Origin of the sequence: Methylophaga sp. UBA3192, assembly GCA_002363955.1 — a bacterium.
Taxonomy (GTDB): domain Bacteria; phylum Pseudomonadota; class Gammaproteobacteria; order Nitrosococcales; family Methylophagaceae; genus Methylophaga.
This window is the reverse complement of sequence record DEXE01000006.1, coordinates 531,543-557,088: the sequence shown is the minus strand read 5'-3', so window position 1 is coordinate 557,088 and position 25,546 is coordinate 531,543. Positions and strand designations below refer to the sequence as shown.

General features: G+C 45.2%; 25 protein-coding genes. 17 read left to right on the top strand and 8 right to left on the bottom strand.

Annotation, left to right across the window (positions count from 1 at the left end; genetic code table 11):
- The first annotated feature begins 6 nt into the window (after positions 1–6).
- The 3 genes from hda to recJ are packed head-to-tail and all read left to right on the top strand — an operon-like array spanning position 7 to position 3,365.
- The gene (hda, locus tag B2337_RS09670) at positions 7–711 is read left to right on the top strand and encodes a DnaA regulatory inactivator Hda (RefSeq protein WP_292415118.1); all 705 of its coding nucleotides are present in this window, start codon (positions 7–9) and stop codon (positions 709–711) included.
- Positions 704–1,636, top strand: a complete 933-nt coding sequence (locus B2337_RS09665) for a hypothetical protein (RefSeq protein ID WP_292359326.1) — start codon at positions 704–706, stop codon at positions 1,634–1,636. The genes hda and B2337_RS09665 overlap by 8 nt, the downstream gene beginning before the upstream one ends.
- The gene (gene recJ, locus B2337_RS09660; protein WP_292415117.1) at positions 1,617–3,365 is read left to right on the top strand and encodes a single-stranded-DNA-specific exonuclease RecJ; all 1,749 of its coding nucleotides are present in this window, start codon (positions 1,617–1,619) and stop codon (positions 3,363–3,365) included. The genes B2337_RS09665 and recJ overlap by 20 nt, the downstream gene beginning before the upstream one ends.
- Here the strand turns inward: recJ and B2337_RS09655 are convergent.
- Positions 3,362–4,312 (bottom strand): 1-phosphofructokinase family hexose kinase, encoded by a 951-nt coding sequence (locus tag B2337_RS09655; protein WP_292415114.1) that lies wholly within the window; start codon positions 4,310–4,312, stop codon positions 3,362–3,364. The two genes, recJ and B2337_RS09655, sit on opposite strands and share 4 nt — an antisense overlap.
- An 83-nt stretch (positions 4,313–4,395) precedes the next feature.
- Here B2337_RS09655 and B2337_RS09650 point away from each other — a divergent pair, with 83 nt between their 5' ends.
- Together B2337_RS09650 and dinG are read left to right on the top strand one after the other, a co-directional pair.
- Complete coding sequence (locus tag B2337_RS09650) at positions 4,396–5,397, top strand: 2-hydroxyacid dehydrogenase (RefSeq protein ID WP_292415112.1); 1,002 nt, start codon at positions 4,396–4,398, stop codon at positions 5,395–5,397.
- Positions 5,398–7,476: an ATP-dependent DNA helicase DinG gene (gene dinG / locus B2337_RS09645; protein WP_292415110.1), complete on the top strand. Its 2,079-nt coding sequence runs from the start codon at positions 5,398–5,400 to the stop codon at positions 7,474–7,476. It begins immediately after the preceding gene.
- Between the two features lie 42 nt (positions 7,477–7,518).
- Here dinG and B2337_RS09640 read toward each other — a convergent pair whose 3' ends face one another.
- Positions 7,519–7,800, bottom strand: a complete 282-nt coding sequence (locus B2337_RS09640; RefSeq protein WP_069295382.1) for a peptidylprolyl isomerase — start codon at positions 7,798–7,800, stop codon at positions 7,519–7,521.
- 34 nt (positions 7,801–7,834) lie between these two features.
- Positions 7,835–8,512: a type 1 glutamine amidotransferase domain-containing protein gene (locus B2337_RS09635; protein WP_292359336.1), complete on the bottom strand. Its 678-nt coding sequence runs from the start codon at positions 8,510–8,512 to the stop codon at positions 7,835–7,837.
- Positions 8,513–8,742: 230 nt separating this feature from the next.
- On the opposite strand from B2337_RS09635, the gene B2337_RS09630 reads away from it, so the two are divergent.
- Positions 8,743–10,014 (top strand): O-acetylhomoserine aminocarboxypropyltransferase/cysteine synthase family protein, encoded by a 1,272-nt coding sequence (locus B2337_RS09630; RefSeq protein WP_292359338.1) that lies wholly within the window; start codon positions 8,743–8,745, stop codon positions 10,012–10,014.
- A gap of 37 nt (positions 10,015–10,051) precedes the next feature.
- Here the strand turns inward: B2337_RS09630 and pyrC are convergent, their stop codons facing one another.
- Positions 10,052–11,098, bottom strand: coding sequence for a dihydroorotase (gene pyrC / locus B2337_RS09625; protein ID WP_292359339.1), 1,047 nt, complete (start codon positions 11,096–11,098; stop codon positions 10,052–10,054).
- Between the two features lie 170 nt (positions 11,099–11,268).
- Between pyrC and B2337_RS09620 the strand changes: the two genes are divergently transcribed.
- From B2337_RS09620 to argF, 10 genes are all read left to right on the top strand, one after another.
- The gene (locus tag B2337_RS09620; RefSeq protein ID WP_292359341.1) at positions 11,269–13,011 is read left to right on the top strand and encodes an acetolactate synthase 3 large subunit; all 1,743 of its coding nucleotides are present in this window, start codon (positions 11,269–11,271) and stop codon (positions 13,009–13,011) included.
- Positions 13,011–13,508 carry an acetolactate synthase small subunit gene (gene ilvN, locus B2337_RS09615; RefSeq protein WP_292359343.1) on the top strand — a complete coding sequence of 166 codons (498 nt, stop codon included), beginning with the start codon at positions 13,011–13,013 and terminating at the stop codon, positions 13,506–13,508. The genes B2337_RS09620 and ilvN overlap by 1 nt, the downstream gene beginning before the upstream one ends.
- A gap of 28 nt (positions 13,509–13,536) precedes the next feature.
- On the top strand, positions 13,537–14,547 hold the full coding sequence (ilvC, locus tag B2337_RS09610; protein ID WP_292360220.1) for a ketol-acid reductoisomerase: 1,011 nt from the start codon (positions 13,537–13,539) through the stop codon (positions 14,545–14,547).
- A gap of 116 nt (positions 14,548–14,663) precedes the next feature.
- Positions 14,664–15,407 (top strand): CDP-diacylglycerol--serine O-phosphatidyltransferase, encoded by a 744-nt coding sequence (gene pssA, locus B2337_RS09605; RefSeq protein WP_292359344.1) that lies wholly within the window; start codon positions 14,664–14,666, stop codon positions 15,405–15,407.
- Positions 15,408–15,575: 168 nt separating this feature from the next.
- The gene (locus B2337_RS09600) at positions 15,576–17,108 is read left to right on the top strand and encodes a 2-isopropylmalate synthase (RefSeq protein WP_292415108.1); all 1,533 of its coding nucleotides are present in this window, start codon (positions 15,576–15,578) and stop codon (positions 17,106–17,108) included.
- Positions 17,108–17,602, top strand: a complete 495-nt coding sequence (locus B2337_RS09595; RefSeq protein WP_292415107.1) for a DNA polymerase III subunit psi — start codon at positions 17,108–17,110, stop codon at positions 17,600–17,602. The genes B2337_RS09600 and B2337_RS09595 overlap by 1 nt, the downstream gene beginning before the upstream one ends.
- A gap of 16 nt (positions 17,603–17,618) precedes the next feature.
- Entirely contained in the window at positions 17,619–18,074 is a 456-nt protein-coding gene (gene rimI / locus B2337_RS09590) for a ribosomal protein S18-alanine N-acetyltransferase (protein ID WP_292359350.1), read from the top strand.
- Between the two features lie 61 nt (positions 18,075–18,135).
- Positions 18,136–18,717, top strand: coding sequence for a superoxide dismutase [Fe] (sodB, locus tag B2337_RS09585; RefSeq protein WP_292359352.1), 582 nt, complete (start codon positions 18,136–18,138; stop codon positions 18,715–18,717).
- A gap of 164 nt (positions 18,718–18,881) precedes the next feature.
- The gene (locus tag B2337_RS09580; protein ID WP_292359354.1) at positions 18,882–20,081 is read left to right on the top strand and encodes an aspartate aminotransferase family protein; all 1,200 of its coding nucleotides are present in this window, start codon (positions 18,882–18,884) and stop codon (positions 20,079–20,081) included.
- 1 nt (position 20,082) lies between these two features.
- A complete protein-coding gene (argF, locus tag B2337_RS09575) occupies positions 20,083–20,979 on the top strand; it encodes an ornithine carbamoyltransferase (RefSeq protein WP_292415105.1) in 897 nt (298 codons plus the stop codon).
- 7 nt (positions 20,980–20,986) lie between these two features.
- Here argF and murU read toward each other — a convergent pair whose 3' ends face one another.
- Positions 20,987–21,661, bottom strand: coding sequence for an N-acetylmuramate alpha-1-phosphate uridylyltransferase MurU (gene murU, locus B2337_RS09570; RefSeq protein WP_292415104.1), 675 nt, complete (start codon positions 21,659–21,661; stop codon positions 20,987–20,989).
- The gene (locus B2337_RS09565) at positions 21,658–22,647 is read right to left on the bottom strand and encodes an aminoglycoside phosphotransferase family protein (protein ID WP_292415102.1); all 990 of its coding nucleotides are present in this window, start codon (positions 22,645–22,647) and stop codon (positions 21,658–21,660) included. Before B2337_RS09565 ends, murU begins: the two co-directional genes overlap by 4 nt.
- A 162-nt stretch (positions 22,648–22,809) precedes the next feature.
- Between B2337_RS09565 and B2337_RS09560 the strand changes: the two genes are divergently transcribed.
- Positions 22,810–23,214, top strand: a complete 405-nt coding sequence (locus B2337_RS09560; RefSeq protein ID WP_292359362.1) for a hypothetical protein — start codon at positions 22,810–22,812, stop codon at positions 23,212–23,214.
- A 26-nt stretch (positions 23,215–23,240) separates the two neighbouring features.
- Here the strand turns inward: B2337_RS09560 and B2337_RS09555 are convergent, their stop codons facing one another.
- Together B2337_RS09555 and B2337_RS09550 are read right to left on the bottom strand one after the other, a co-directional pair.
- Positions 23,241–23,834, bottom strand: a complete 594-nt coding sequence (locus B2337_RS09555) for a Maf family protein (RefSeq protein ID WP_292415100.1) — start codon at positions 23,832–23,834, stop codon at positions 23,241–23,243.
- Between the two features lie 8 nt (positions 23,835–23,842).
- Positions 23,843–25,477, bottom strand: coding sequence for an alpha-D-glucose phosphate-specific phosphoglucomutase (locus tag B2337_RS09550; protein ID WP_292415099.1), 1,635 nt, complete (start codon positions 25,475–25,477; stop codon positions 23,843–23,845).
- Positions 25,478–25,546 lie beyond the last annotated feature (69 nt).

Below are 25,546 nucleotides of genomic sequence, written 5' to 3'. Positions count from 1 at the left end.
GTACCGATGAAGAAGCAAGAAATACAGCTGACACTGCACCTTACGCAGCAGGAAATCTTTCGAATAGATAATTTTATATTTGAAAATGATGAGTTAGCCTCAGTAGTTGACGTTTTCTGCCGCGAAAGAAAACCCGATTTTCTCTATCTTTGGGGAGAGTCTGGCGTTGGCAAAACGCATTTAAATCTCGCGATTGCCGAACAATTACAACAGCGTGGACGTCAGGTAAGTTATATCAACCTTCAGGAGTTACTTGATACCGCAGACCCAGAGGTATTAGCTTCGTTATTTCATACTGATGTTGTTTGTCTGGACGACCTGCAGGCAATTTGTGGTGAATCAGCCTGGGAAGAAGCATTGTTTCATTGCTTTAATCAATTACGTGAACATGAGCATAAATTATTGATTTGTGCTGACCAGAATCCGGCTCAACTGGCTATTCAATTACCAGATTTGCGTTCCCGACTTTCTACAGGGTTGATTTATCAATTACCTTCAATGACTGATGTGCTTAAACAACAGGCATTGATAAGCCATGCACAGAGCCGGGGGTTGATTCTGCCTGAAGAGGTGGCTCAATACCTTTTGCGTCATTACAGCCGTGATATGCCATCGCTGATGCTGGTCCTGAAGCGACTTGATAAGGCGTCTTTACAGGCCCAGCGTCGTTTGACCATTCCGTTTGTACGGGAAGTGATCCACCATGGCTGAAAAGCCATCGGTAACGATTATATGGCCCGGTTTAGCCACTGTAATGCAGGAAATCAATCAGTCTTTAGTGCCCGAAGCTCTGCAGAAATTATTTAAAAAAGCTAACTTTACAGTCAGCGATAATTCCTTTGAACATGAGCTTATCCAGTTATTCAGCACTAACATGCTTTCAGGACCTGATTTACCCACCGCGCAATTACGTAACCCGGGCCAATTGAGTCTGTGTGCTGATCCATGTTATCTGCATGCTGATCGTGATCGGCTTTTATTATTTCCCATCACTGATTTAACAATGGAAGAGGGCACTCAGCTCAGAGAAAGCATCCAACCACTGTTGAATGATTTCGACGCTCAACTGGTGCCCAATGATCTGAACCACTGGTCGATTTGGTTAGAAACTATGCCGGACATTAATCTGACAGCCATGTCATCCTTAATTGGTAAATCGGTTGCATCAGCATTACCGAAAGGGGCCGAACAAAATGATTGGTTACGGTTAAGTAATGAAATTCAGATGGTGTTATTTGAACATCCGGTTAATCAACAAAGGCAGTCCGCTGGCAAATTACCGGTCAACAGTCTCTGGTTCTGGGGGAAGGCTGATTGGCAGCCACAAGCAAATACCTGGCAACAGCTTTATGGTGACGCGGCGTTATTAAAGTCGCTTGCATCAGCGACTTCAACGAGCTTGCAACCCATGACTGAATGGAAATCTGAAAACACGATGACGGGTCAGCAGTTACTGGTATTTCCTGAACTGGATTTACAAAGTAACTGGCCACAACGACTGGAGCAAAATACAACGCAGCACATTTTGCCTTTGCTACGTAAATTACGTCGTTATCAAATTCGTCAATTACGTTTAATTATCCCGCAACATGGCCAGTATGTCTGGCGTTGCTGGGATGTCTGGAAACCGTGGTAATCCGATGAACATTCAACAACGAACAACAGAAGATTTAAGCGCTTTACCCAATGACTGGCCAGAGTGCATTCGCAAAATCATGGCCGCACGCGGTATCAAAAAGGCTGATGAATTAACCTTTGATTTAGCTGAGTTGCCAAAACCCTCGGAAATGTTGGGGATGGAAGCTGCCGTAACATTATTGATCCAGGCATTACAGCAGCAATGGCGAGTCATGATTGTGGCGGATTTTGATAGCGATGGCGCTACCAGCTGCGCCGTGATGATGCGTGGTTTACGCATGATGGGTTTGCAACAGATTGATTTTACAGTGCCGAATCGCTTTGTCCACGGCTATGGTTTAACCACTGAATTATTGAATGAAATTGCTGCTGAAGATCAACCGGATTTATTGATTACCGTAGATAACGGCATTGCCAGTCTGGATGGGGTTGCTCTGGCCAAACAACGTGGGATGCAAGTGTTGATCACTGATCATCATCTTGCGGCAGAACAATTGCCACAAGCCGATGCCATCGTTAATCCTAATCAACCGGATGATAACTTTCCCAGCAAAATGCTGGCAGGGGTTGGGGTGGCGTTTTATGTTCTGCTCGGTTTGCGGCAGGGCTTACGTGATATTAACTGGTTTGAATTACAAAAACTGGCAGAACCACGTCTGGTGGAATTACTGGATTTGGTGGCATTAGGCACCGTCGCCGATGTTGTGCCTTTAGACAGGCTCAATCGCACATTGGTAGATCTGGGTCTGAAACGCATGCGGCAGGGACGCGCCTGTGCAGGCATTCGTGCTTTATTACAGATTGCCGGTAAAGATCTTGAGCGATTATCTGCACAGGATTTGGGCTTTGCCATTGCGCCAAGATTAAATGCCGCCGGTCGTATGGAAGATATGGGGCTGGGCATTGATACCTTGCTGACGGATAACTTTGCCATGGCTCAGCAAGCTGCTCAGTTGCTGGATCAGATTAATCTTGAGCGTCGCTCGGTTGAACAAGGCATGCAACTGGAAGCTCTGGCGATGCTGGAAAAACTTCAGCTTAATGAAACCAGCCAGGCAACTGCTTATTGTTTATATGAAGAAAGCTGGCATCAAGGGGTAATCGGGTTACTCGCCTCTCGAATTAAAGAAAAACTGCATCGGCCGGTCATTGTGTTTGCACCGGGCGAACCTGGCGAAATCAAGGGTTCGGCACGCTCCATAACAGGCGTTCATATTCGTGATGTGCTGGTTAATGTCGCTGCTAAATATCCGGATTTAATTTTGCGCTTTGGCGGACATGCGATGGCAGCAGGGTTAACATTAAAGCAGAACGATTTTTCATTATTTGAGCAGGCATTCAGAGAAGCTATTCAGCTTGCAGCCGATCCCACTGTATTTGAACGCGCTTTGTATTCTGATGGTGAATTATCGGCGCAGGAAATGAACATGCAGCTGGCAGAGCAATTACCGGTTCTGGCGCCATGGGGACAGGCTTTTCCGGAACCACAGTTTCATGGCCAGTTTGTGTTGCAGAATTACCGTCATGTCGGTCAGCAATCGGACCATCTGCGGTTAACCATCAAACTTGATGATGGACGTGAAATCACGGCCATGGCGTTTCGGCAGACCGCCCCGGTATGGCTGCAAATCGGCCAGAAAGTTGGCTTGCATTATCGCCTGGATGTGAATGAATTCCGGCAAACAAAATCATTACAATTGCTGGTTGATAATATCTTGCCGATTTAAATATCCAGAGTGTGAATCGTCACCTGCTGTCGGAAATCGGCCAGTTCATGACCTTGAAATAATTCTGTTCCGGCGTGCATTACGGTACCGGCTCCACAGGCGATACCATAGCGCAATGCCGTTTCGGGCTGATCATCAAGACTAAACCCGGCCACCAGACCCGCCACCATGGAATCACCTGCACCCACGGTAGTATTCACTGGTACCGCTAACGCTTTCGCATAAAAACTGTTTTTCGGGCTGACTAATAAAGCACCTTGATCGCCTAAGGAGACACAGACATGGGTAACCCCGGACAGTTGCAGTTGTCTGGCGCATTCGGCAATAGCTTCTATAGTGTTGAGTTTTATTTGCAGCAGGGTTTCCAGTTCATACAGATTGGGTTTAATCAAAAAAGGTTTCGCTTCAATTGCCAAACGTAATATTTCACCATGACTGTCAACGACAGCGCGTCCGCCATGTTGCTGGATTTTATTAACTAAATCAGCATACAGAGAGGCAGGTATATTGGGTTGGCATGACCCGGTAAGAATGCCATAACCATTTCCTACGGCATCGGCAAAATTCTCCACCAATTGACTTAACTGGGCTGCCGGGACAGGTGTGCCAGCATCAGTGATTTGAAATTGAGATTGTGTATCAAGCTCAATAATCGTGCTGTTAATGCGTGTCTGTCCTGAGACAGGATGAAACATAACATTGGGTAGCTGTTCAACAAGCATGTCTCGCAGAATCTCACCAACTGAACCGGCAATAACACAGTACGTTGTTGCATCTGCCTGCATACGAAACAAAGCCCGCCCAATATTGATACCATTACCCCCTGGATCATGACGGGCAGCATCGGAACGTGATTTTTGATCGGGGATTAACTTTTTGACATGGTAAGTCACATCCAAAGCAGGGTTTAAACATAACACATGAATGTTTCCCGATGACGGCGTCATGACTGTCTCCGATAATAAAATTTGTTCGATAAAATGATGCTCAGCTGACCAATAATAAACTGCATTTCTGATAAAGGCTCCAAATGAAACCAACGCATGTCGCGGTATTCAGCGCAAAACCCTATGATCAGGCCTATCTCACGGGAATGGCCGATGAGCGCGTATCTTTATGTTTTTATGAAATGGCGTTAAATCCAATGACAGCAGCATTAGCCAAAGATGTTGAAGTGGTCAGTGCGTTTGTTAATGACGATATATCGGCTGAAACACTTAAAATGCTGGCAGAAAACGGTACCCGTTTAATTGCGATACGCTGTGCCGGGGTTAATCAGGTGGATTTAACGGCCGCTGACAAGCTTGGTATAACCGTGGTCAATGTGCCAGCTTATTCACCCTATGCTGTCGCGGAACATACCATTGCGCTGATGCTGGCATTAAGTCGGAAGATCCCTAGGGCTTATAATCGCGTTCGCGATGGTAATTTTTCTCTGGATGGTTTGCTGGGTTTTGATTTCTTCGGTAAAACCGCGGGCATTATCGGTGGCGGTAAAATTGGCTTGTTAGTAGCTGAGCGTTTACGGGCATTTGGTTGTCAGGTTTTGATTTATGACCCGCATAATGCTGAACCGGCTAAAAAAGCTGGTTTTGACGTAGTGACACTCGACAGCTTGCTCGGTCAAAGCGATATTATCAGCCTGCATTGTCCATTAAATGATGCAACGTATCATATTATCAATGCTGCCAGTCTCAGGCTGACCAAACCGGGCGTAATGCTGATTAATACCAGTCGCGGAGCTTTATTGGATACAGTCGCCGTATTAGATGCCCTGAAAGCGCTGCATATAGGCTATCTGGGAATCGATGTGTATGAACAGGAAGGCAGTCTGTTTTTTGAAGACCATTCCACCGATATTATTCAGGACGATATATTCCAGCGTTTATTAACCTTTCCAAATGTGCTGGTCACCGGACACCAAGCCTATTTCACCCGGGAAGCATTGCAGCATATCGCGCACACAACTTTGCAGAATATTGATGATTTTATGGCTGGTAAGGCACTGAAAAACCGAGTGGAAATACGTTAAGTGTTTGATGAAATATTTACCAGTATCAATAAGTTGATGCCGGACTTTAAAGCCAGATCGCAACAAGTTGAAATGAGTCGTTTTATTCATCAGCGCCTGCAACAGTCACAAAATAGAATGGCGGTAGTGGAAGCACCAACCGGCGTGGGGAAAACGTTGGCATATCTCAGCGGTGCCATTGAAACAGCTTTGAACAGTAAAAAATTGCTGGTTATCAGTACCGCAACCGTCAATCTGCAACAACAATTGATTCAGAAAGATCTGCCACAGTTTTCAGCGGCTTTGCCACAACCGATACGCTTTATGCAGATCAAAGGCCGCCGCCGTTATGTGTGCCCCAGTAAACTGGCACAACTGGCAACCACACCGGAACAGCAAGATTTGACGTTTGATGTAGATCAGAAATACCAGCAGGTATTGATGCAAACTCAGGCGAAAAATCTGTTTCAGGATTGGGATGAACATCGCTGGGATGGTGATCGGGATAGCCGTACCGATGCCATTGATCCGGCTCTCTGGCATGAAGTCTCTACGGATTCAGAAGGCTGTGCCGGAAAGAGCTGCCGATATTACATTAGCTGTCCATATTATTTGCTGCGCAAGGAAATGCAGCTGGCACAGGTTGTCGTGGTCAATCACGATTTATTACTCAGTGATGCTGACTTGGGCGGTGGGTTGGTATTACCCAATCCTGAAGAGCTGATTCTGGTGTTTGATGAAGCACATAATCTGCCGCAAAAAGCGCTTGGCCATGCGGCCAAAGCATTGAACTTTGCACAGCTTTATCAAACCGTTGAAACCGCCGACAGTCTGATGAAAAAGCTGCCAACTGCATTGGCATTCCGGCAACATGATTTTGGTTATATGTTTAAGGAAATCCGTCAGGATTTACCAGCAATTGTCAGCCTTTTGCAACAGTTACTGGATATTTTGGGCAGTGATGCCACAGTAAATGAAATGCTGGAAGGACGCATCAGTGAGCCACGTATTTTCTGGGGCAGTCCGTTACTCAATGCCTTGTTTATTCCCTGTCAGAACCTGTTACAGCGCGCCAATTCTATTTATAAACACTTTTCTTTGATTGGCAAATGGATTAAAGAAGGGCTGGAGAAAACCCAGCTAAGTAATAAAGTGGGCGAGGCGTTGCTGCCTCAAGTGGGAACTGTACAGAATATTTTTGGCTATCTGATTGATTTTATGGCGCTGTTTCTCGATGAGGATAAAGCCGAGCGCCCGCCCAATGTGCGCTGGCTGGCACAGGAACAGTTTGCCAAACAGCAAACCCTGGTGGTTCATGCCGGGCCAATGACCGCCGCAGGTTTTCTGGATCACAGTTTATGGCAGCGGGCCTATGGAGTAGTGATGACCTCAGCCACTTTACGGGGCATGGGATTGTTCCAGCGTTTCCGGGCGGACTGTGGCTTACAGCGTTACGATGAAAAACACTTTCTGGCGTTGCCTTCACCGTTTAAATATCAGCAACAGGCGGTGTTAAAACTGCCGATGATGCAGTATTTACCCAATGAAAATCTGCCGCAGTGGCAGCAGGAAGTGGTCAGTCAACTCAAATCAATTATTGATATTCAGGCGGCGACGCTAGTGCTATTCACCTCACGCCAGGTGATGTTGCAGGTATATAAGCAATTGCCATTGTCCTTGAAAAATTTGATTCTGTTACAAGGTGATCAGCTGTCACCCAAAAATATGATCGTCAAGCATATTCAGCGGATTGAAGCAGGGCGGGGCAGCATTATTTTTGGCATGGATCGGTTTGCAGAAGGCGTCGATTTACCTGGCAATTTATGCACCCATGTCATCATTACTAAACTACCATTTCCGGTATTTACCCGCCCGATTGAACAGGCACGTCAAGAGTGGATCCTCAAACGTGGCGGCCAGCCGTTTATCAGCTTGTCATTACCGGCGGTCAGCGTGAAGTTGATTCAGGCCTGTGGTCGATTGTTAAGAAAAGAAACTGATTCCGGACAAATAACTATTCTGGATCGTCGGCTGTTAACTAAAAATTACGGCAAACAATTACTCTCGCATTTACCGGATTATCAATTAATAACCGAATAAAAAAGCCCGGCGGAGCCGGGCTTTCGGGGTGTATCAGCTAACTTATTCAGTACGGCTGGTTACTTCCAGCAAATGATAGCCAAATTGTGTTTTAACCGGGCCCTGAACGGTGTTTACCGGTGCGGAGAACACAACTTTATCGAATTCCGGCACCATCATGCCCGGCCCAAACTCACCCAAATCGCCACCTTGGCGGCTGGAAGGGCAAGAAGAATTTTCTTTGGCGACAGCGGCAAAATCTGCGCCTTCTTCAATTTCGCGTTTTAGTTCCAGACAGATTTCTTCGCTGTCTACCAGAATGTGTCGTGCGGTTGCTCTAGCCATAATAGTTCCGTAATTGATTTATAGATGCTGACTCTCAAGCCAGCTGTTGTAACAGGGCTTTAGCCGTAGCCTCGGAGGAAGCCGGGTTTTGACCTGTAATAAGTATGCCATCGGTAATAACGAATGGAGTCCAGTCATCACCTTTGCTGAAAGTAGCGCCACGTTGTTTCAGGGCATCTTCCAGCAAAAAGGGTACAACTTCTGATAAGCCTACCGCATCTTCTTCACTATTTGAAAATGCAGTGAGCTTTTTACCTTTGATCCACGGATCGTCACCAATGGTTTTAATATTTAATAATACGGCGGGTGCATGACACACAGCCGCCACTGGTTTGTTGGCCAGTACAAAACTTTCAATCAGTGCAATTGACTTTTGATCCTCGGTTAAATCCCATAACGGACCATGTCCACCTGGATAAAACACTGCATCATAATCTGCGGCATGAACGTCCGCTAATTTAACCGTGTTAGCCAATTGGTTTTTAGCTTCAGCATCATTTTCAAAACGGCGTGTGGCGTCTGTTTGAAAATCAGGCTGATTACTTTTAGGATCAAGCGGTGGTTGTCCACCTTGTGGAGATGCAAGTACGATTTCAGCACCGGCATCTTTCATAGTGTAATAGGGTGCGGCTAACTCTTCTAGCCAGAATCCGGTTTTCTCGCCGGTATTGCCGAGCTTATCATGTGAAGTCAGTACCACTAATATTTTCATGGTTTTATCTCCTGAAATGTGTGGTTTGATATCTTTTTTATTGCTGTCTGATTGAGATGGGGATAGAGCGATAAAAGTTCAAGCGATATTGCATTTCATTCCTATCGTCGTAAACTCACATCAGGGTCTGCTGATCTTTCAGAGCCGCCTCTGCTGTGGCTGAAGATGCACCACAAAGCTAGGGGGAAACTGTTCTACAGACACCAAAATAATAACAGCGAGAGAAAACTATGAAAAAAGAAACTATTTGCCTTCACGAAGGTTATGAAACTGATCCCGTTACAAAATCCTGCGCGGTGCCAATTTATCAAACCGTTGCCTATGAATTTGATAATGCACAGCACGGTGCTGATCTGTTTAATCTCGATGTTCCCGGCAATATCTATAGCCGTATTATGAACCCGACATGGGATGTATTGGAAAAGCGGGTCGCAGCGCTGGAAGGCGGTCTTGCAGCGTTGGCAACATCAGCAGGGAGTGCTGCTATTCATTATGCCATCCTGACGATTGCCGAAGCGGGCGACAATATAGTGACCACGCCGCAGCTTTATGGTGGAACCTACACGTTATTTGCCCATATGCTGCCTAAACTAGGGATTGATGTACGGTTTGCTGAAACCGATCAGGCAGCTGATCTGGAAAAGCTGATTGATGCAAAAACCAAAGCGGTTTTCTGTGAATCAATCGGTAACCCTGCTGGCAATATTGTTGATATTGAACCAATTGCCACGATGGCACACAAACATGGTGTGCCGGTGATAGTGGATAACACCGTGGCTACGCCGGTATTACTCAATCCGATTGAATATGGTGCTGATATTGTGGTGCATTCGCTGACTAAATATATGGGCGGTCATGGCACAACATTGGGTGGCATTATTGTCGATTCCGGCAAGTTCCCCTGGGCCGAACATAAAGAAAGATTTCCGGTTTTGAATCAACCCGAACCGGCCTATCACGGCGTGGTCTATACCGAGCAGTTTGCAGAAGCAGCTTTTATTGCCAGGGCGCGGACAGTGCCATTACGTAATACCGGTTCTGCTTTATCGCCAATGAATGCCTTTTTATTATTGCAGGGTATCGAAACCTTATCGTTGCGTATGGAACGGCACTGTGAAAATGCCATTGCAGTCGCAAAATATCTACAGCAGCATCCCAAGGTTGAGTGGGTGAACTATGCTGGACTGGAAGGGGACAAATATTTCGATTTGGCTCAAAAATACTTTAATGGGAAACCATCCTCTATCCTGACCTTTGGCATTAAAGGTGGCTTTGATAACGGCGTTAAATTCTATGATGCGTTGAAGTTAGTTAAACGCCTGGTGAATATTGGTGATACCAAGTCACTGGCATGTCATCCCGCTTCGACCACACATAGACAGTTAGAGGAAGCTGAATTGAAAGCAGCTGGAGTGACCCCCGAAATGCTTCGACTGTGTATTGGTATCGAGCATATCAATGATATTCTCGGAGATTTGGAACAAGCTTTTTCTGCGGTTTAAAATCAATAATCCCGGCCTGTAACAGGGCCGGGATTTTTTAAATGAGCTTCCAGCGAATACTTTCACCTGCACGCATGGGTACCAATGTCTCATCAGCAAATTCCAACGTGTCGGGAACCTGCCAATCCGCTTTTTGCAACGTGATTTGCCGGGTGTTTCTGGGCAGTCCATAAAAGTCTGCGCCATAGAAGCTGGCAAAACCTTCCAGTTTGTCTAAACATTCGTGCGTATCAAATACTTCAGCATACAGTTCGATAGCTGCATGTGCGCTGTAAATTCCGGCACAACCGCATGCGTTTTCCTTGCTGTTGCGGGTATGAGGCGCACTATCGGTTCCCAGGAAGAATTTTGGATTGCTGCTGGTGGCTGCGACAATCAATGCTTTCTGATGGGTATTGCGCTTGAGTACAGGCAAGCAGAAATGATGGGGTCGGATTCCGCCTACCAGCATATCGTTACGATTTAGCAGCAAATGATGAGGTGTAATGGTCGCGGCCACAAAATTACTGGCCTGGGCAACGAAATCAGCCGCATCTTTTGTCGTTATATGTTCAAAAACAATTTTCAGTTCCGGAAAGTCACGTAATAACGGAATCAGCTTTTCATCGATAAAAACTTTTTCACGATCAAAGATGTCGGTTTGACTGTGCGTGACTTCTCCATGCAGTAATAAAGGCATGCCAGCCTGCTGCATGGTTTCCAGTGTTTTATAACAGTTGCTGATATTGGTTACGCCAGCATCTGAGTTGGTTGTCGCGCCAGCAGGGTAAAGTTTCACTGCTTTGATAAAACCAGCTTGTTTAGCCTCGACAATATCCTGAGGCTGAGTATTATCAGTCAGATACAAGGTCATTAATGGTTCAAAGTCAGACGCTGCTGGCCGGGCATCAAGGATTCGCTTTCTATAGGCCGCGGCCTGTTCCACATTGGTGACCGGTGGACGCAGATTGGGCATGACGATGGCCCGATTAAAACATCTTGCTGTATCGGCAACGGTGCGTTGTAATGCTTTATTATCGCGCAAGTGAAGATGCCAGTCGTCAGGCTGAGTAATCGTAATCGTGTTCATTGCTTGTTTTGTCATACAGCAAATTATGCCATAGCTATTTACTTTTGCTGCTGAAAAATTGTTTTGCGTTGAATAGAAAGGTAGCATCAGAAGGTGGTTTTTCTTGACCTTGACGGGCATTCACAGTAACTTTACCCGTTTGATATTTTGAAGCAGATCGCGTTAGCGATACGAGAGAGGAAGACGTGGAATTAAGCGGTGCCGAGATTCTGGTCCATTGTTTAAAAGACGAAGGGGTTGAGTATTTGTTTGGCTATCCGGGTGGTGCAGTGCTGCATATTTATGATGCGCTGTATAACCAGGAAGAGGTCAAGCATATCCTTGTGCGCCATGAACAGGCAGCGACTCATGCTGCAGATGGTTATGCGCGCGCTACCGGTAAGCCGGGTGTGGTGCTGGTAACTTCAGGTCCTGGTGCCACAAATGCGGTTACCGGTATTGCTACTGCTTATATGGACTCCATTCCAATGGTGGTTATTACTGGTCAGGTAGCCACGGCCAACATCGGCAGTGATGCTTTCCAGGAAGTGGATTCCGTTGGTATTACACGTCCATGCGTTAAACATAACTTTTTAGTTAAAGATATTAACGATCTGGCGGAGACCATCAAAAAAGCTTTTTATGTAGCAACTACAGGTCGTCCCGGTCCGGTTGTGGTTGATGTACCGAAAGACATTACGGATCCGAACATCAAGATTCCTTATGTTTATCCCGAGAGTGTTCATATGCGCTCTTATCAACCCATTACCAAAGGCCATCCGGGTCAGATTAAACGTGCAGTGGAGTTATTGCTTACTGCCAAAAAACCAATGGTTTATACCGGAGGGGGGGTAGTGTTAGGCAATGCCGCTGAGCAGCTACGGACTTTTGTCAATACTTTAGGGTATCCGGTTACGTCAACACTGATGGGTTTAGGCTCTATACCATGGGATGATAAACAGTTTCTCGGTATGTTGGGCATGCACGGAACCTATGAAGCCAATATGGCGATGCACGATTGTGATGTGCTGATTGCCATTGGTGCGCGTTTTGATGATCGCGTTACCGGAAAAATTGCAGAATTCTGTCCACACGCCAAGATTATTCATATCGATATTGATCCGTCTTCGATCTCCAAAACTATTTCAGTAGACGTTCCGATTGTTGGCAATGTTGGAGATGTTCTGGCTGATATGAATCATTTGCTGGAAGTAAGCAAAACACAGCCGGATCAAGCAGCCTTGGCGGAGTGGTGGGCTGTTATTGATGGATGGCGTGCCAAAAGATGTATGTCTTATGATCGAAGTAGCGACCAGATCAAGCCTCAGGCAGTAGTTGAAATGATTCATGAGATCACCAGAGGCGATGCTTATGTAACATCAGATGTTGGACAGCATCAGATGTGGGCGGCCCAATACTATGGTTTCAGCAAACCGAATCGCTGGATTAATTCGGGCGGTTTAGGAACCATGGGTTTTGGTTTACCCGCCGCAATGGGTGTTCAATTGGCATTCCCTGAAGAGACAGTGATTTGTATTACTGGCGAAGGCAGTATCCAGATGTGTATTCAGGAGCTGTCTACCTGTCTGCAATATGGTTTGCCGGTTAAAATTGTTGCATTGAATAATCGTTACCTAGGCATGGTGCGTCAGTGGCAGGAATTTTTCTATCAGAACCGTTATTCGCATTCTTATATGGAATCGTTACCTGATTTCGTCAAATTAGCCGAAAGTTATGGTCATGTTGGTATTCGTATCGAACGAGTAGAAGATTTGCGTCCTAAACTGGAAGAGGCCTTTGCGCTGAAAGATCGACTGGTATTTCTGGATATAGTCACTGATCAAACCGAAAATGTGTATCCGATGATTGCACAGGGCAAAGCCCACAATGAAATGCACATGTCGCCTTACTGCGATTTACCCCAGGATCCAGAACGGGAGCTGTCATAATGCGTCATATCATTTCGATTTTGATTGAAAACGAAGCCGGTGCTTTATCACGTGTTGCAGGTTTATTTTCTGCGCGTGGTTATAATATTGAGTCGTTAACTGTTGCTCCGACTGAAGATGCGTCCTTGTCCCGTATGACAATTGTGACAACCGGAACCGACCGGATTATTGAACAGATCACCAAACAGCTGAATAAGCTGGTTGATGTGGTCAAGCTTATGGAATTGTCTGACGGGCCGCACATCGAACGTGAAATGATGCTGATCAAAGTCAAAGCAGCCACCATGGATCAGCGTGATGACGTAAAACGTCTGGCGGATATTTTCCGTGGACATATTATTGATGTGACGGCATCAACCTACACGATTGAACTGACCGGTGCCGGAAGCAAACTGGATTCGTTTATCGAAGCACTGTCCGAGCATAAAATACTTGAAACTGTACGCAGCGGTGTTTCCGGGATTGCCCGTGGCGAAAAATGCCTGCAATTGAATTGATTTAAAAACGAAGGAATTAATAATGAGTTTGAATATTTATTACGATAAAGATTGTGACCTGTCGCTTATTCGTGGCATGAAAGTCACCATTATCGGCTATGGCTCACAGGGCCATGCTCACGCCTGTAACCTGAAGGATTCCGGTGTGGATGTGACAGTTGCATTGCGTTCCGGTTCATCTTCGATTGCCAAAGCTGAAGGCGCTGGTTTGAAAGTCGCTGATACGGCTTCTGCAGTCAAGCAAGCTGATCTGATCATGGTGTTAACGCCGGATGAATTCCAATCATCTTTATATAAAGATGAAATCGAACCGAATCTGAAGCAAGGTGCTGTTCTGGCTTTTGCTCATGGTTTTGCAATTGTTTATAACCAAATCCTGCCACGCAAGGATTTGGACGTCATCATGATTGCGCCTAAAGCACCTGGTCATACTGTTCGCAGTGAATTTACTCGTGGTGGTGGTATTCCTGATTTGATCGCTATCGAACAGGATGCTTCCGGCAAAGCCAAAGCCATTGCTTTATCCTATGCCTCAGCCATTGGTGGTGGCCGTACAGGTATTATCGAAACCACTTTCCGTGATGAAACTGAAACTGATTTATTCGGTGAACAAGCCGTGTTGTGCGGTGGTGCAGTTGAGCTGGTTAAAGCCGGTTTTGAAACGTTGGTTGAAGCCGGCTATGAGCCGGAAATGGCTTATTTTGAATGTTTGCATGAATTGAAACTGATTGTTGACTTGATGTATGAAGGCGGTATTGCCAACATGAATTATTCGATTTCCAACAATGCCGAATATGGCGAATATGTTACTGGTCCTAAAGTCATTAATGAAGAAAGTCGCTGGGCGATGCGTGAAGCGTTGAAAAACATTCAGGAAGGCAAGTATGCCAAGCAGTTTATTCAGGAAGGTCAGTCAGGTTATCCTGAAATGACGGCAATGCGTCGATTGAATGCAGAACATCCAATTGAAAAAACCGGTGCAAAACTGCGTGAAATGATGCCGTGGATTCAAAAAATCGTTGATAAGTCTAAAAACTAAAAACTTTTTTTGGTTGTCCCTGACAAGGGCAGGTTGCTTGGCAACCTGCCCTTGTTTTGTTTATTAAGGTGCGGATGTCATAATGCAATCACTTCTTCTCTGAATACAGGAAATTTATGGTTAATCATGAAGAACAACAAAAACGTGGCATATATCTGTTACCGAATTTATTTACCACAGCCTGCCTGTTTGCCGGTTTCTACGCTATTGTTGCTGCCATAAGAGGCGACTTTACCACTGCAGCAGTAGCGATCTTTGTTGCGATGATTATGGATGGCCTGGATGGGCGTATTGCTCGTTTAACCAATACCCAAAGTGCTTTTGGTGCTGAATACGATAGTCTTGCAGACATGGTTGCCTTTGGTTTGGCGCCCGCATTAGTTATGTTTGAATGGGCCTTGAATGGTCTGGGTAAATTTGGCTGGATGGTGGCATTTATATATGCGGCTTGTGGTGCATTGCGACTGGCACGTTTTAATACTCAGGTGGGTATTGCTGATAAACGTTACTTTCAAGGACTTCCAAGTCCCGCGGCAGCAGCCTGTATCGCTGGTTGGGTGTGGGTAGGACATAATAATCAACTGGATCCGGCATTACTGTCATTTGTAGGGGTGCCATTGACCTTTGCTACGGCTATTCTGATGGTCAGTACTGTTCGCTATCATAGTTTTAAAGAACTTAACTTGCGGGGCAAGGTACCTTTCATGGTGATGTTGGGGTTAGTCCTGGTTTTTGCGCTTATTGCTACTGATCCGCCAATCGTTTTATTTACTGCCTTCCTGTTGTATGCGATTTCAGGCCCAGTATTAACTCTGGTACAGCTTCGGAAACATCGCAACGAACGCGCACAATCAAAATAAAATTAACAAGATACTGAGGACGTACTGTTACTCAGAATAGCTTGATAATGGGTATGGACTTTACAGAATAAAAATTTATTGAAAAATCTTCTGTAGCCCTTACCTATCCTAATTATAATGACAATAAATACTTGCTCAGTGATGAGCAGAATGTTCGGAGCGAGCGAGATGAAAGACCAACTAATCATTTTTGATACAACCTTGCGTGATGGTGAGCAGAGTCCTGGCGCGTCAATGACCAAAGACGAAAAGGTACGAATTGCCAAGTCCCTTGAGCGTATGCGCGTGGATATTATTGAAGCCGGCTTTCCCATTGCCAGTATTGGTGATTTTGAATCCGTACAAGCTGTTGCCAAGGCCGTTAAAGACAGCCGTGTCTGTGGTCTTGCGCGGGCGTTGGACAAAGATATTGATCGTGCCGGCGAAGCGCTTAAATCAGCTAATGCATCACGCATTCATACGTTTATTGCGACCTCGCCAATTCATATGCAGATGAAATTGCGGATGCAGCCCGATGAGGTGATTGAAAATGCTGTTAAGGCGGTTAAACGTGCGCGCCTGTATACAGATGATGTTGAGTTTTCTCCTGAAGATGCTGGCCGAAGTGATCTTGACTTCCTTTGCCGGGTGCTTGAGGCGGTCATTGATGCCGGTGCCAAAACCTTAAATATTCCGGATACGGTGGGCTATAACTTGCCACAACAATTTGGTGAGTTAATCAAAAATCTGCGTGAGCGCATTCCAAATTCGGACAAAGCCATTTTCTCGGTGCATTGTCATAATGACTTAGGGTTGGCGGTAGCTAATTCCTTATCCGCAGTGATGAATGGTGCGCGTCAGGTGGAATGTACTATTAATGGACTTGGTGAACGCGCAGGTAATGCTTCTCTGGAAGAAGTGGTTATGGCAGTACGTACCCGCCAGGATATGTTTGATTGCGATACCCGTTTGGACACGACGCAAATACTGGCCGCATCCCGCTTAGTCTCTGGTGTAACCGGATTTGTCGTACAACCAAATAAAGCTATCGTTGGTGCGAATGCCTTTGCGCATGAGTCCGGTATTCATCAGGATGGGGTACTGAAAAACCGCGAAACCTATGAGATTATGCGTGCTGAAGACGTGGGCTGGAATACGAATCGAATGGTGCTCGGTAAACATTCTGGACGAAATGCCTTTCGTTCACGGTTGAAAGAATTAGGAATTGAACTGGAGTCAGAGGAAGATTTAAACAGTGCCTTTACCCGGTTTAAAGAGCTCGCCGATAAAAAGCATGAAGTTTTTGATGAGGATATTCAGGCACTTGTCAGTGATACATTAACTGAAGATAACGAGCGTGTACGTTTGATTTCGATGCGCGTATGCAGTGAAACGGGTGAAATACCCGTTGCCAGCGTGACCCTGGCAGTTGATGATAAGGAAGTCAAAACTGAAATGAGTGGCAGCGGACCGGTTGATGCCGCTTTTAAAGCCATAGAATCAATGGTGCAGAGCAATACTGAGTTACAGCTGTATTCAGTAAATAATATCACCAGCGGTACAGACTCTCAGGGTGAAGTCAGTGTCAGACTGGAAAAAGGGGGACGAATTGTCAGTGGGCAGGGTACCGATACTGATATCGTGATTGCCTCGGCAAAAGCTTATATCCATGCACTGAATAAAATGTTGCTGCCGGCTGATCGGGCGCACCCGCAAGTCTGATGCAATTATCTGCCGCACAACAGTTTGCCTTGAGTGAGATGGGTATCCCTGTCTGGGTCCAGCGTCAGGACGATGTTAGTATTTCGGCTGCGTTGAGTAGTGATAATGATATTGTCAGCCAACTTGATTTTCAAAAAAACTGGTTGGTCATCGCGGATGAGTCAGTCACAACGGCAGAAAAACGGTTATTAAAAGCGATCTTCGCCAGTATCGATGTCGGACTTGGCGATGTACTGGTGATTAATCCGCAGCAAGCCACATTATTGGCAAAGTGTTCTGCGGACAAAACTGTCGTTCTGGTTTTAGGTGAACAATGGTCGAGAAAACTTAATGTTCAGCCTCATAATTCGTTAAGCTGTCAGCAAATTGGTCATGGTTTACTAACATTGACTGGCCCCTGTTTGCGAGATTTACTGGATCAGCCTCAACGTAAATTTGAAATGTGGCAGGTTGTACTAAAATTACGGAACTTAAGGGCCGCGCATCTTGACTGAGTTAGCGGTTACTCAAATGCAATTGGCGGACATTGATAAAGTTTTTCATATTGAAAAGCTGGCAAACCGTTTTCCCTGGACAAAAGGCAATTTCGAAGATTGCCTGAAAAGCGGTTATCGAACCTTTCTTTATTCAGCTGATGATGAGTTGATTGGGTACAGCGTTGTACAATCGGTGCTGGATGAAGTGCATTTACTGAATATTTGTGTAACCCCCGCTCATCAGGGAAATGGTTATGGCAGAAAGATCCTGAGTCATATAATTGATGTTGCTGTGGAACAGTCTGCTGTAATTGTCGTGTTAGAAGTGCGAGCCAGTAATTTCAGGGCTCAACAACTTTATCTGTCGACAGGGTTTAATGAAATGTCAGTGCGCCGGGGGTACTATCCTGCCGAGCAGGGCCGGGAGGATGGTGTACTGATGGGTTTGGAACTTGGCATGTTATCTCAGCTTGGTCAAAGCTTGCTATAAGACATGCCCTCACATAAACTAACGTGTTTACGTTGGTTATTATCAATCAAGGAGATTTATTATGGCTTTTGAATTGCCACCACTTCCATATGCAAAAGATGCTCTGGAACCGCACATCTCTGCTGAGACGCTTGAATATCATTATGGTAAACATCATCAAACGTATGTTAATAACCTGAATAATCTGGTTCCTGGCACCGAATTTGAAGGTCAATCATTGGAAACCATTATCACTAAATCAAGTGGTGGTGTTTTCAATAATGCTGCACAGGTCTGGAATCACACTTTTTACTGGAACTGTCTGACACCTAATGGTAAAGACGCTGTATCTGGTGACCTGGGCGCTGCAATTGATGCCAAGTTTGGTTCTTTTGCTGAGTTCAAAGAACAATTTACTAAATCGGCTACCACTAACTTCGGCTCCGGCTGGACATGGCTGGTAAAAAATGCGGATGGTAGCATTGAAATTGTGAATACCAGCAATGCGGGTTGTCCGCTGACGGCTGGCCAAATCCCCTTGCTGACTTGTGATGTTTGGGAACATGCTTATTATATTGATTACCGAAATGCCCGTCCTAAATACCTGGAATCATTCTGGACACTGGTAAATTGGGACTTTGTTGCAGCAAACTTTGCAGCATAAACTATAGAATCAGTCAGTAGTCTTATGACTACTGACTGATTCGTTATATAATTTACAGTTTTTGGAATATGGCAGTTTTCTTTTGAAACTGCCATTTTTCGTTTTAACCAGCAGAAATAACTGCTGACATTACGCCTTGAAATACAGGCAGGGAGTTAAATGCCATGACCGAATCTGTCATGCCTACTTATGGTCGTTTAGATATTTCTTTTGCTAAAGGGGAAGGTGCTTGGCTGACTGATACCCGCGGCGAGCGATATCTGGATGCATTAAGTGGTATTGCGGTTTGCAACCTTGGGCATTGTCACCCTGCAGTGACGCGTGCTATTTCTGAGCAGGCAGCAACCTTGATACATACCTCAAATATGTACCATATTGAAAAGCAGCAGTTATTGGCGGATAAGTTGACCCAGCTCTCCGGCATGGATCAGGTGTTTTTCTGCAATTCCGGTGCTGAGGCCAATGAAGCGGCTATCAAACTTGCACGTAAGTATGGTCATAGCAAAGGTATTGATAAGCCAGTCATTATAGTGATGGAAGGTAGTTTCCACGGTAGAACAATGGCCACGTTGACAGCAACAGGTAATGCCAAGGTTCAGGCCGGGTTTGAACCCTTAGTCCCCGGGTTTGTACGTGTCCCATATAATGATTTTGATGCAATTCGTATGGCGGTCAGTCACTGGCCTGAAGCGGTTGCGATTCTTGTCGAACCTGTACAGGGAGAAGGCGGCATCAAGGTTCCGGACAGTGAATATCTGTCTGCTATACGGGATTTATGTACACAACGTAAATTACTGATGATGCTCGATGAAGTGCAGACGGGTGTTGGCCGTACCGGTAAATGGTTTGCGTTTCAGCATAAGCAGGGGGTGTTACCGGATGTGATGACCTTGGCAAAAGGCCTGGGCAATGGTATGCCGGTGGGTGCTTGTTTAGTTGCGGGTCTGGCTAAAGGTGTTTTACAGGCTGGCAATCATGGCTCAACATTTGGCGGTAACCCGTTGGCCTGCAGTGCTGCAATAGCCGTACTGGATAGCATCGAGAAGCAGCATCTGCTGGACCATGTCAGCAGGCTTGGTGAGCAGATGCATCAGCACTTTAAACAACAGTTAGGTAAGACAGATGGTGTTAAGGATATTCGTCATTTGGGATTTATGTTTGGTATTGAATTAACGGTTCCGTGTGGTGACTTGGTCAAATTGGCTCTGCAGGAAAATATCCTGATTAATGTAACGGCGGAAAAAGTGATTCGTTTACTCCCACCATTGATTATTAATGCTCAGGAAGCTGAATTGATCGTGACTAAAGTCAGTCAGTTGGTCAAAGCTTTTTTAGCGACTCGCCCCATTGAGAGCGTAGCCTGATATGAGACATTTTCTGACGCTTAAAGACTTATCGCCGACTGAATTGACCCAATTGATTACGCGGGCTTCTGAACTCAAAAAAATGCACCAGGCAGGTGAGATTTATCAGCCCTTAAAAAACAAAGTGCTGGCGATGATTTTTGAAAAATCATCAACCCGTACCCGGGTATCATTTGAGTCTGCCATGGTGCAGTTTGGTGGTGGTTCAATCTTTTTATCGCCGGATGATACGCAACTGGGTAGAGGCGAGCCGATTGAGGATTCTGCCAGGGTTATTTCCAGTATGGTTGATGCGGTCATGATCCGTACATTCGAGCACAGTAAAGTGGAAACTTTTGCCAAATTCTCGTCAGTACCGGTGATTAATGCGTTGACCGATGACTACCATCCATGTCAGTTATTGGCCGATATGCAGACCTATCAGGAACATCGGGGTGATATTCGTGGCAAAACCGTTACATGGATTGGTGATGGCAATAATATGTGTCATTCCTATATCAATGCGGCGCAACAATTTGGTTTTACCTTAAACATTGCGACACCGATTGGATATGAACCTAAAGCTTCTATTGTCAATGACGTTGATGCACCGATTCATCTGTTTAACGATGCAATTCAGGCTGCAGAGCATGCTGATCTAGTAGTGACTGATGTCTGGGCCAGTATGGGCCAAGAAGAGGAACAGCGGAAACGTGAAGCTGCATTTGCTTCGTTTCAGGTTGATAAAAAGGTCATGCAACAAGCTGCTGCAGATGCATTATTTATGCATTGTCTGCCAGCACATCGTGGTGAAGAAGTCACCGCGGAAGTGATCGATGGTCAGCAAAGTGTCGTTTGGGATGAAGCTGAAAATCGTTTACATGCCCAAAAAGCCTTACTGGAATTTCTCTGCGCTTAATGTGCTGTTAAACGTCGAGTTGCTTAGCCAATGCGGTTAAGCGCTCGACCGTTCCAATATCAGACCACTGTCCCTGATAATGCTGTCCAGTGACTTGCTGATGCTTCATTGCTTCAACCAAAAAAGGTTTCAAGGCCAGTTTGGCGACCGGATGATCTGCAAACATCTCTGGACGATAAATTCCAATACCACTGAACGTCAGTTTGGGGTCACCTTCGATTGATAGCAAACCATCGGCATTAAGATAAAAATCCCCATCAGGATTGTGCGCAGGATTGTTCACCATAACCAAATGGCATAGTTGCTCTTTGATAAGAGTGAGCTTATTCAGAGCTGCAAAGGGAAAATCTGTCCAGATATCACCATTTACCACCAGAAAAGGTTCATTGCCCAATAGCGGTAACGCCTGAATAATTCCACCAGCCGTTTCCAGCCCGCCAGTGATTTCTGCTGAATATTCAAAATTAGCGTGGTAACGTTCACCATTACCTAATATGGGCTCAAATTGCTCACCAAGGTGGGCATGATTAATCACAATATCCTTAAGTCCGGCATCGACTAGTTTCTCAATCAGATATTCAATCAAGCGTTTTGGCCCGGCATGCAGCAAAGGTTTGGGCGTGTGATCAGTGAGTGGTCTGAGCCGTTCACCGCGACCTGCTGCGAGAATCATTACTTTCATTTAATGGCCATTATTTTGGGTTGTTCAATAAGATATTGATAGAGATCCTGTAGCTCTGGATAGCGCTCACATACTTGATAAACGTAATTTAAAGTCAATGCTAAATCATTCATATAATTAGGTTTATTGTCGCGGTAATTCAGTCGGCAGAAGATCCCCAGTATTTTAAGATGGCGTTGTAAGCCCATTAAATCAAACCAGCGAGGGAAATGTTCTGCTTGCTCGCAAGTTAACAATCCATGCTGTTGTGCCTGCTCTATATAATATCCAACCCACTGCTGTTGTTCAGCCGGAGACCATTGAATATACACATCACGCAACAATGAAACCAAGTCATAACTAATGGCGCCAATCACTGCATCCTGAAAATCAATGATACCGGGAGCTTGTCCGGGTAAAAACATCAGATTACGTGAATGAAAATCCCGGTGCACCAGGACTTGAGGTTGAGACAAGGCATTGTCGATTAACAAATCATAGGTAACTGTTAACCAGTCAGGTGGTGTTAACTGTAAATGTTTTTGCAGAAACCACTCATCAAATAAACGCATCTCACGATATAACAAGGCTGAATCATATGTAGGTAATTGCTGATGATTACCAGGAATCTTCTGTAATTTAATCAGGCTATCAATGGCTTTTTTATAAAGCGCATCGGCTGTGGTTGCCGATAACTGAGAAAGATAGGGTGTGGAACCAAGATCGCTCAGGATAAGAAAACCGGAGTGCGTATCCTGCTGATAAATATGCGGGACATTCAGGCCATATTGTTCCAGTAATGTGGCCACTTTGATAAAAGCATGATTATCTTCATGCTCCGGAGGTGAATCCATAATGATCTGGCTGCTATCGTTTTGTGTCAGTCGGAAATAACGTCGAAAGCTGGCATCACTGGAGGCGGGCACTAAAGAATAATTTTTATCGGTTACAAAGTTTTGTAACCATTGTTGCAACTGTTGAAAGCGTATATCTTGTGTGTTGTTCATCTGGGATGTGCGTTATGAGTTTGAAAAATCAGACTGAAAAGCCTGATTACTGATTTGATTATGTCGGCAGATTGTAGCGTATTCACACACAATGGGATAATTTGCCTACTGTGCCAGTCCTAGTTTGGCACCAAAAAACTATAAATATCTGGAGAGGATGAAATGATTAAGCACTACCTGGCTGCTGGCTCACTGGCCGTCTTATGTTCAACAGTTTTGGCAGAAGAGTCTATGTTGACTCCGGGCGATATGCCACAGGAAGCAATTAATGAAATGACCAATAATATTACCGCCTACAATAAATGTATGATGGAGTCACGTTTAAAAACCAGTAAAAGCGGTAAAGACGCCACACAGAATGCTGATGAAATTCTTCAGTCATGTGAGCCTCGGCTGGATGAATTAAAGCAATTATTGACAGATAATAATGTTAATCCCGGACTCACAGAAGGCATGGCCAGAAACTTACGTTCAAAGGCTGCTCGCCAGTTAATGGGACAGGCAATGAATAATATGGCTGCCCAGGCTGCGGCCATGGAAAACGCTGAAAAAAACAAACAGCAATAATCCAGGTCCTGAAATCGCAACAAATCCTAAACGGACTGCTGCGCCAGCACATCGACACCTTCGTTGGCCAGCAGTTCAATTAACCGGATCAGCGGCAGTCCAATCAGGCTATTGGGATCCTGACCACGAAGCTCCTGAAACAGACTTATTCCAAAACCTTCTGATTTAAAACTGCCGGCACATTGATAGGGCTGTTCTGTCTGTAAATAAAAATCAATTTGTTCTGCCGTCAGATTTCTGAATATCACCTCATAATAATCTACCAAAGACTGCATTTTGTCAGTTGCTGCGTTATATAAAGCCAGGCCGGTGATAAAGATAACCTTGTTTCCAGCGGCTGCACAAAGCTGTTCAGTGGCTTTGGTATGATTTCCGGGCTTGCCCATTATCTGCTTGTTTAAAACGGCAACCTGATCCGAACCAATAATCAGGCTGTCTGGATAATGTTCTGCAATTTTACGGGCTTTGGCTTCCGCCAAACGTTTTACCAGTTGTTCGGGGTTTTCATTGGCTAGCGGGCTTTCATCAATATCCGGTGATACAGTAATGAATTTCAAATGTAATTTAGCCAGCAGTTCAGCCCGAAAAGGCGAGCTGGAACCTAAAATCAATGTTTGCATGAATAAACCTAAGTAATAACAGTCGGCGCATTACGGCCTGTAAATAATTTGATACCCGCTAAGCTATCGGCCAGCTCAATGAGATCTTGCAGTCTTGTCTGGGTATCTGCAAACAATTTATCGGGATTATCTTCAATCGCTTCAATATAGACCCTTAATGTTGCGCCTTGTGTACCGGTACCGGAAAGTCTGAAAATAATACGACAACCATCGGTAAATCCAATACGAATGCCCTGATTTTCAGCAATGCTGTTATCCACCGGATCGTGATAACCGAAATTATCAGCATATTTCACGATATATCCGTTCATCTTTTGTCCCGGCAGTTGTGGCAGTTGCAGTTGCAATCTTTCAATTAACTGATTCGCTTTATTAGTGGGGATTTCTTCATAATCATGGCGAGTGTAATAATTACGCCCATATTTCTGCCAATGCTGGCGCACAATATCCAGTACCGACTGCTGTCTGACGGCCAGAATATTCAGCCAGAATAATACCGCCCACAGACCATCTTTTTCACGAATATGATTTGACCCGGTTCCAAAGCTTTCCTCACCACACAATGTCGCCAGATTTGCATCAAGCAGGTTTCCAAAAAACTTCCAGCCTGTCGGGGTTTCATGCAACGGAATATTCAGCGATTTTGCGACTTTATCTGCAGCCTGACTGGTCGGCATTGATCGGGCGATACCTTTGAGTCCTTCTTGATAAGCGGGAACGAGATCTGCATTCGCTGCCATAATAGCCAGACTGTCTGAAGGTGTGACAAATATTCCATGGCCAAGAATCATGTTTCGGTCGCCGTCACCATCTGATGCTGCACCGAAATCCGGACCATTTTCGGCGAATAATTCTGCCACCAACTCAGGTGCATAGGTAAGATTAGGATCTGGATGGCCGCCGGCAAAATCAGCTTGTGGGATACCATTAATCACTGTACCAACTTCTGCGCCCAGGCGTTTTTCGAGGATTTCTTTTGCATATGGTCCGGTAATGGCATGCATCGCATCAAAACGCATTTGAAAGCGGCCGTTACACAGCAATGCACGAATGGCCGGAAAATCGAAAATATTGGCCATCATCTCAGCATAATCAGTAACCGGATCGATGATATCGATCTGCATATCCTGTAGATACTGGGTTCCAATATCAGACAAAGAAATGTCCTCACATTCGAAAATACGATAGGAAGAAATTTTCTGACTTAGCTGATAGATAGCTTCTGTAATACTTTCCGGCGCTGGGCCACCATTTCGAATATTGAATTTGATACCAAAATCACCCTCCGGACCTGCAGGATTATGGCTGGCCGAGAGGATAACCCCGCCAAAAGCCTGATATTTTCGAATAATGCACGATGCTGCCGGAGTTGAAAGCAGACCATGCTGACCGATAATCAATCGTTTGAAACCATTGACTACTGCCATTTTCACAATGGTTTGAATCGCTGTTTCATTGTAAAAACGTCCATCGCCGCCGATGACCAGGGTTTGATTCCTGGTGTTCCCAATGGCATCAAACATCGCCTGTACAAAGTTTTCCAGATAATGTTCCTGCTGGAATACCTTAACTCGCTTACGCAGACCTGATGTGCCAGGACGTTGATCAGTAAACGGCTGACTGGTGATGTTGATGATCGGCATGATATTTCTTTCCTGAAAAGGCAGTTAATCTGTTGGTAAATGCAGTTCATTACCGCTTTGCACAAAGGT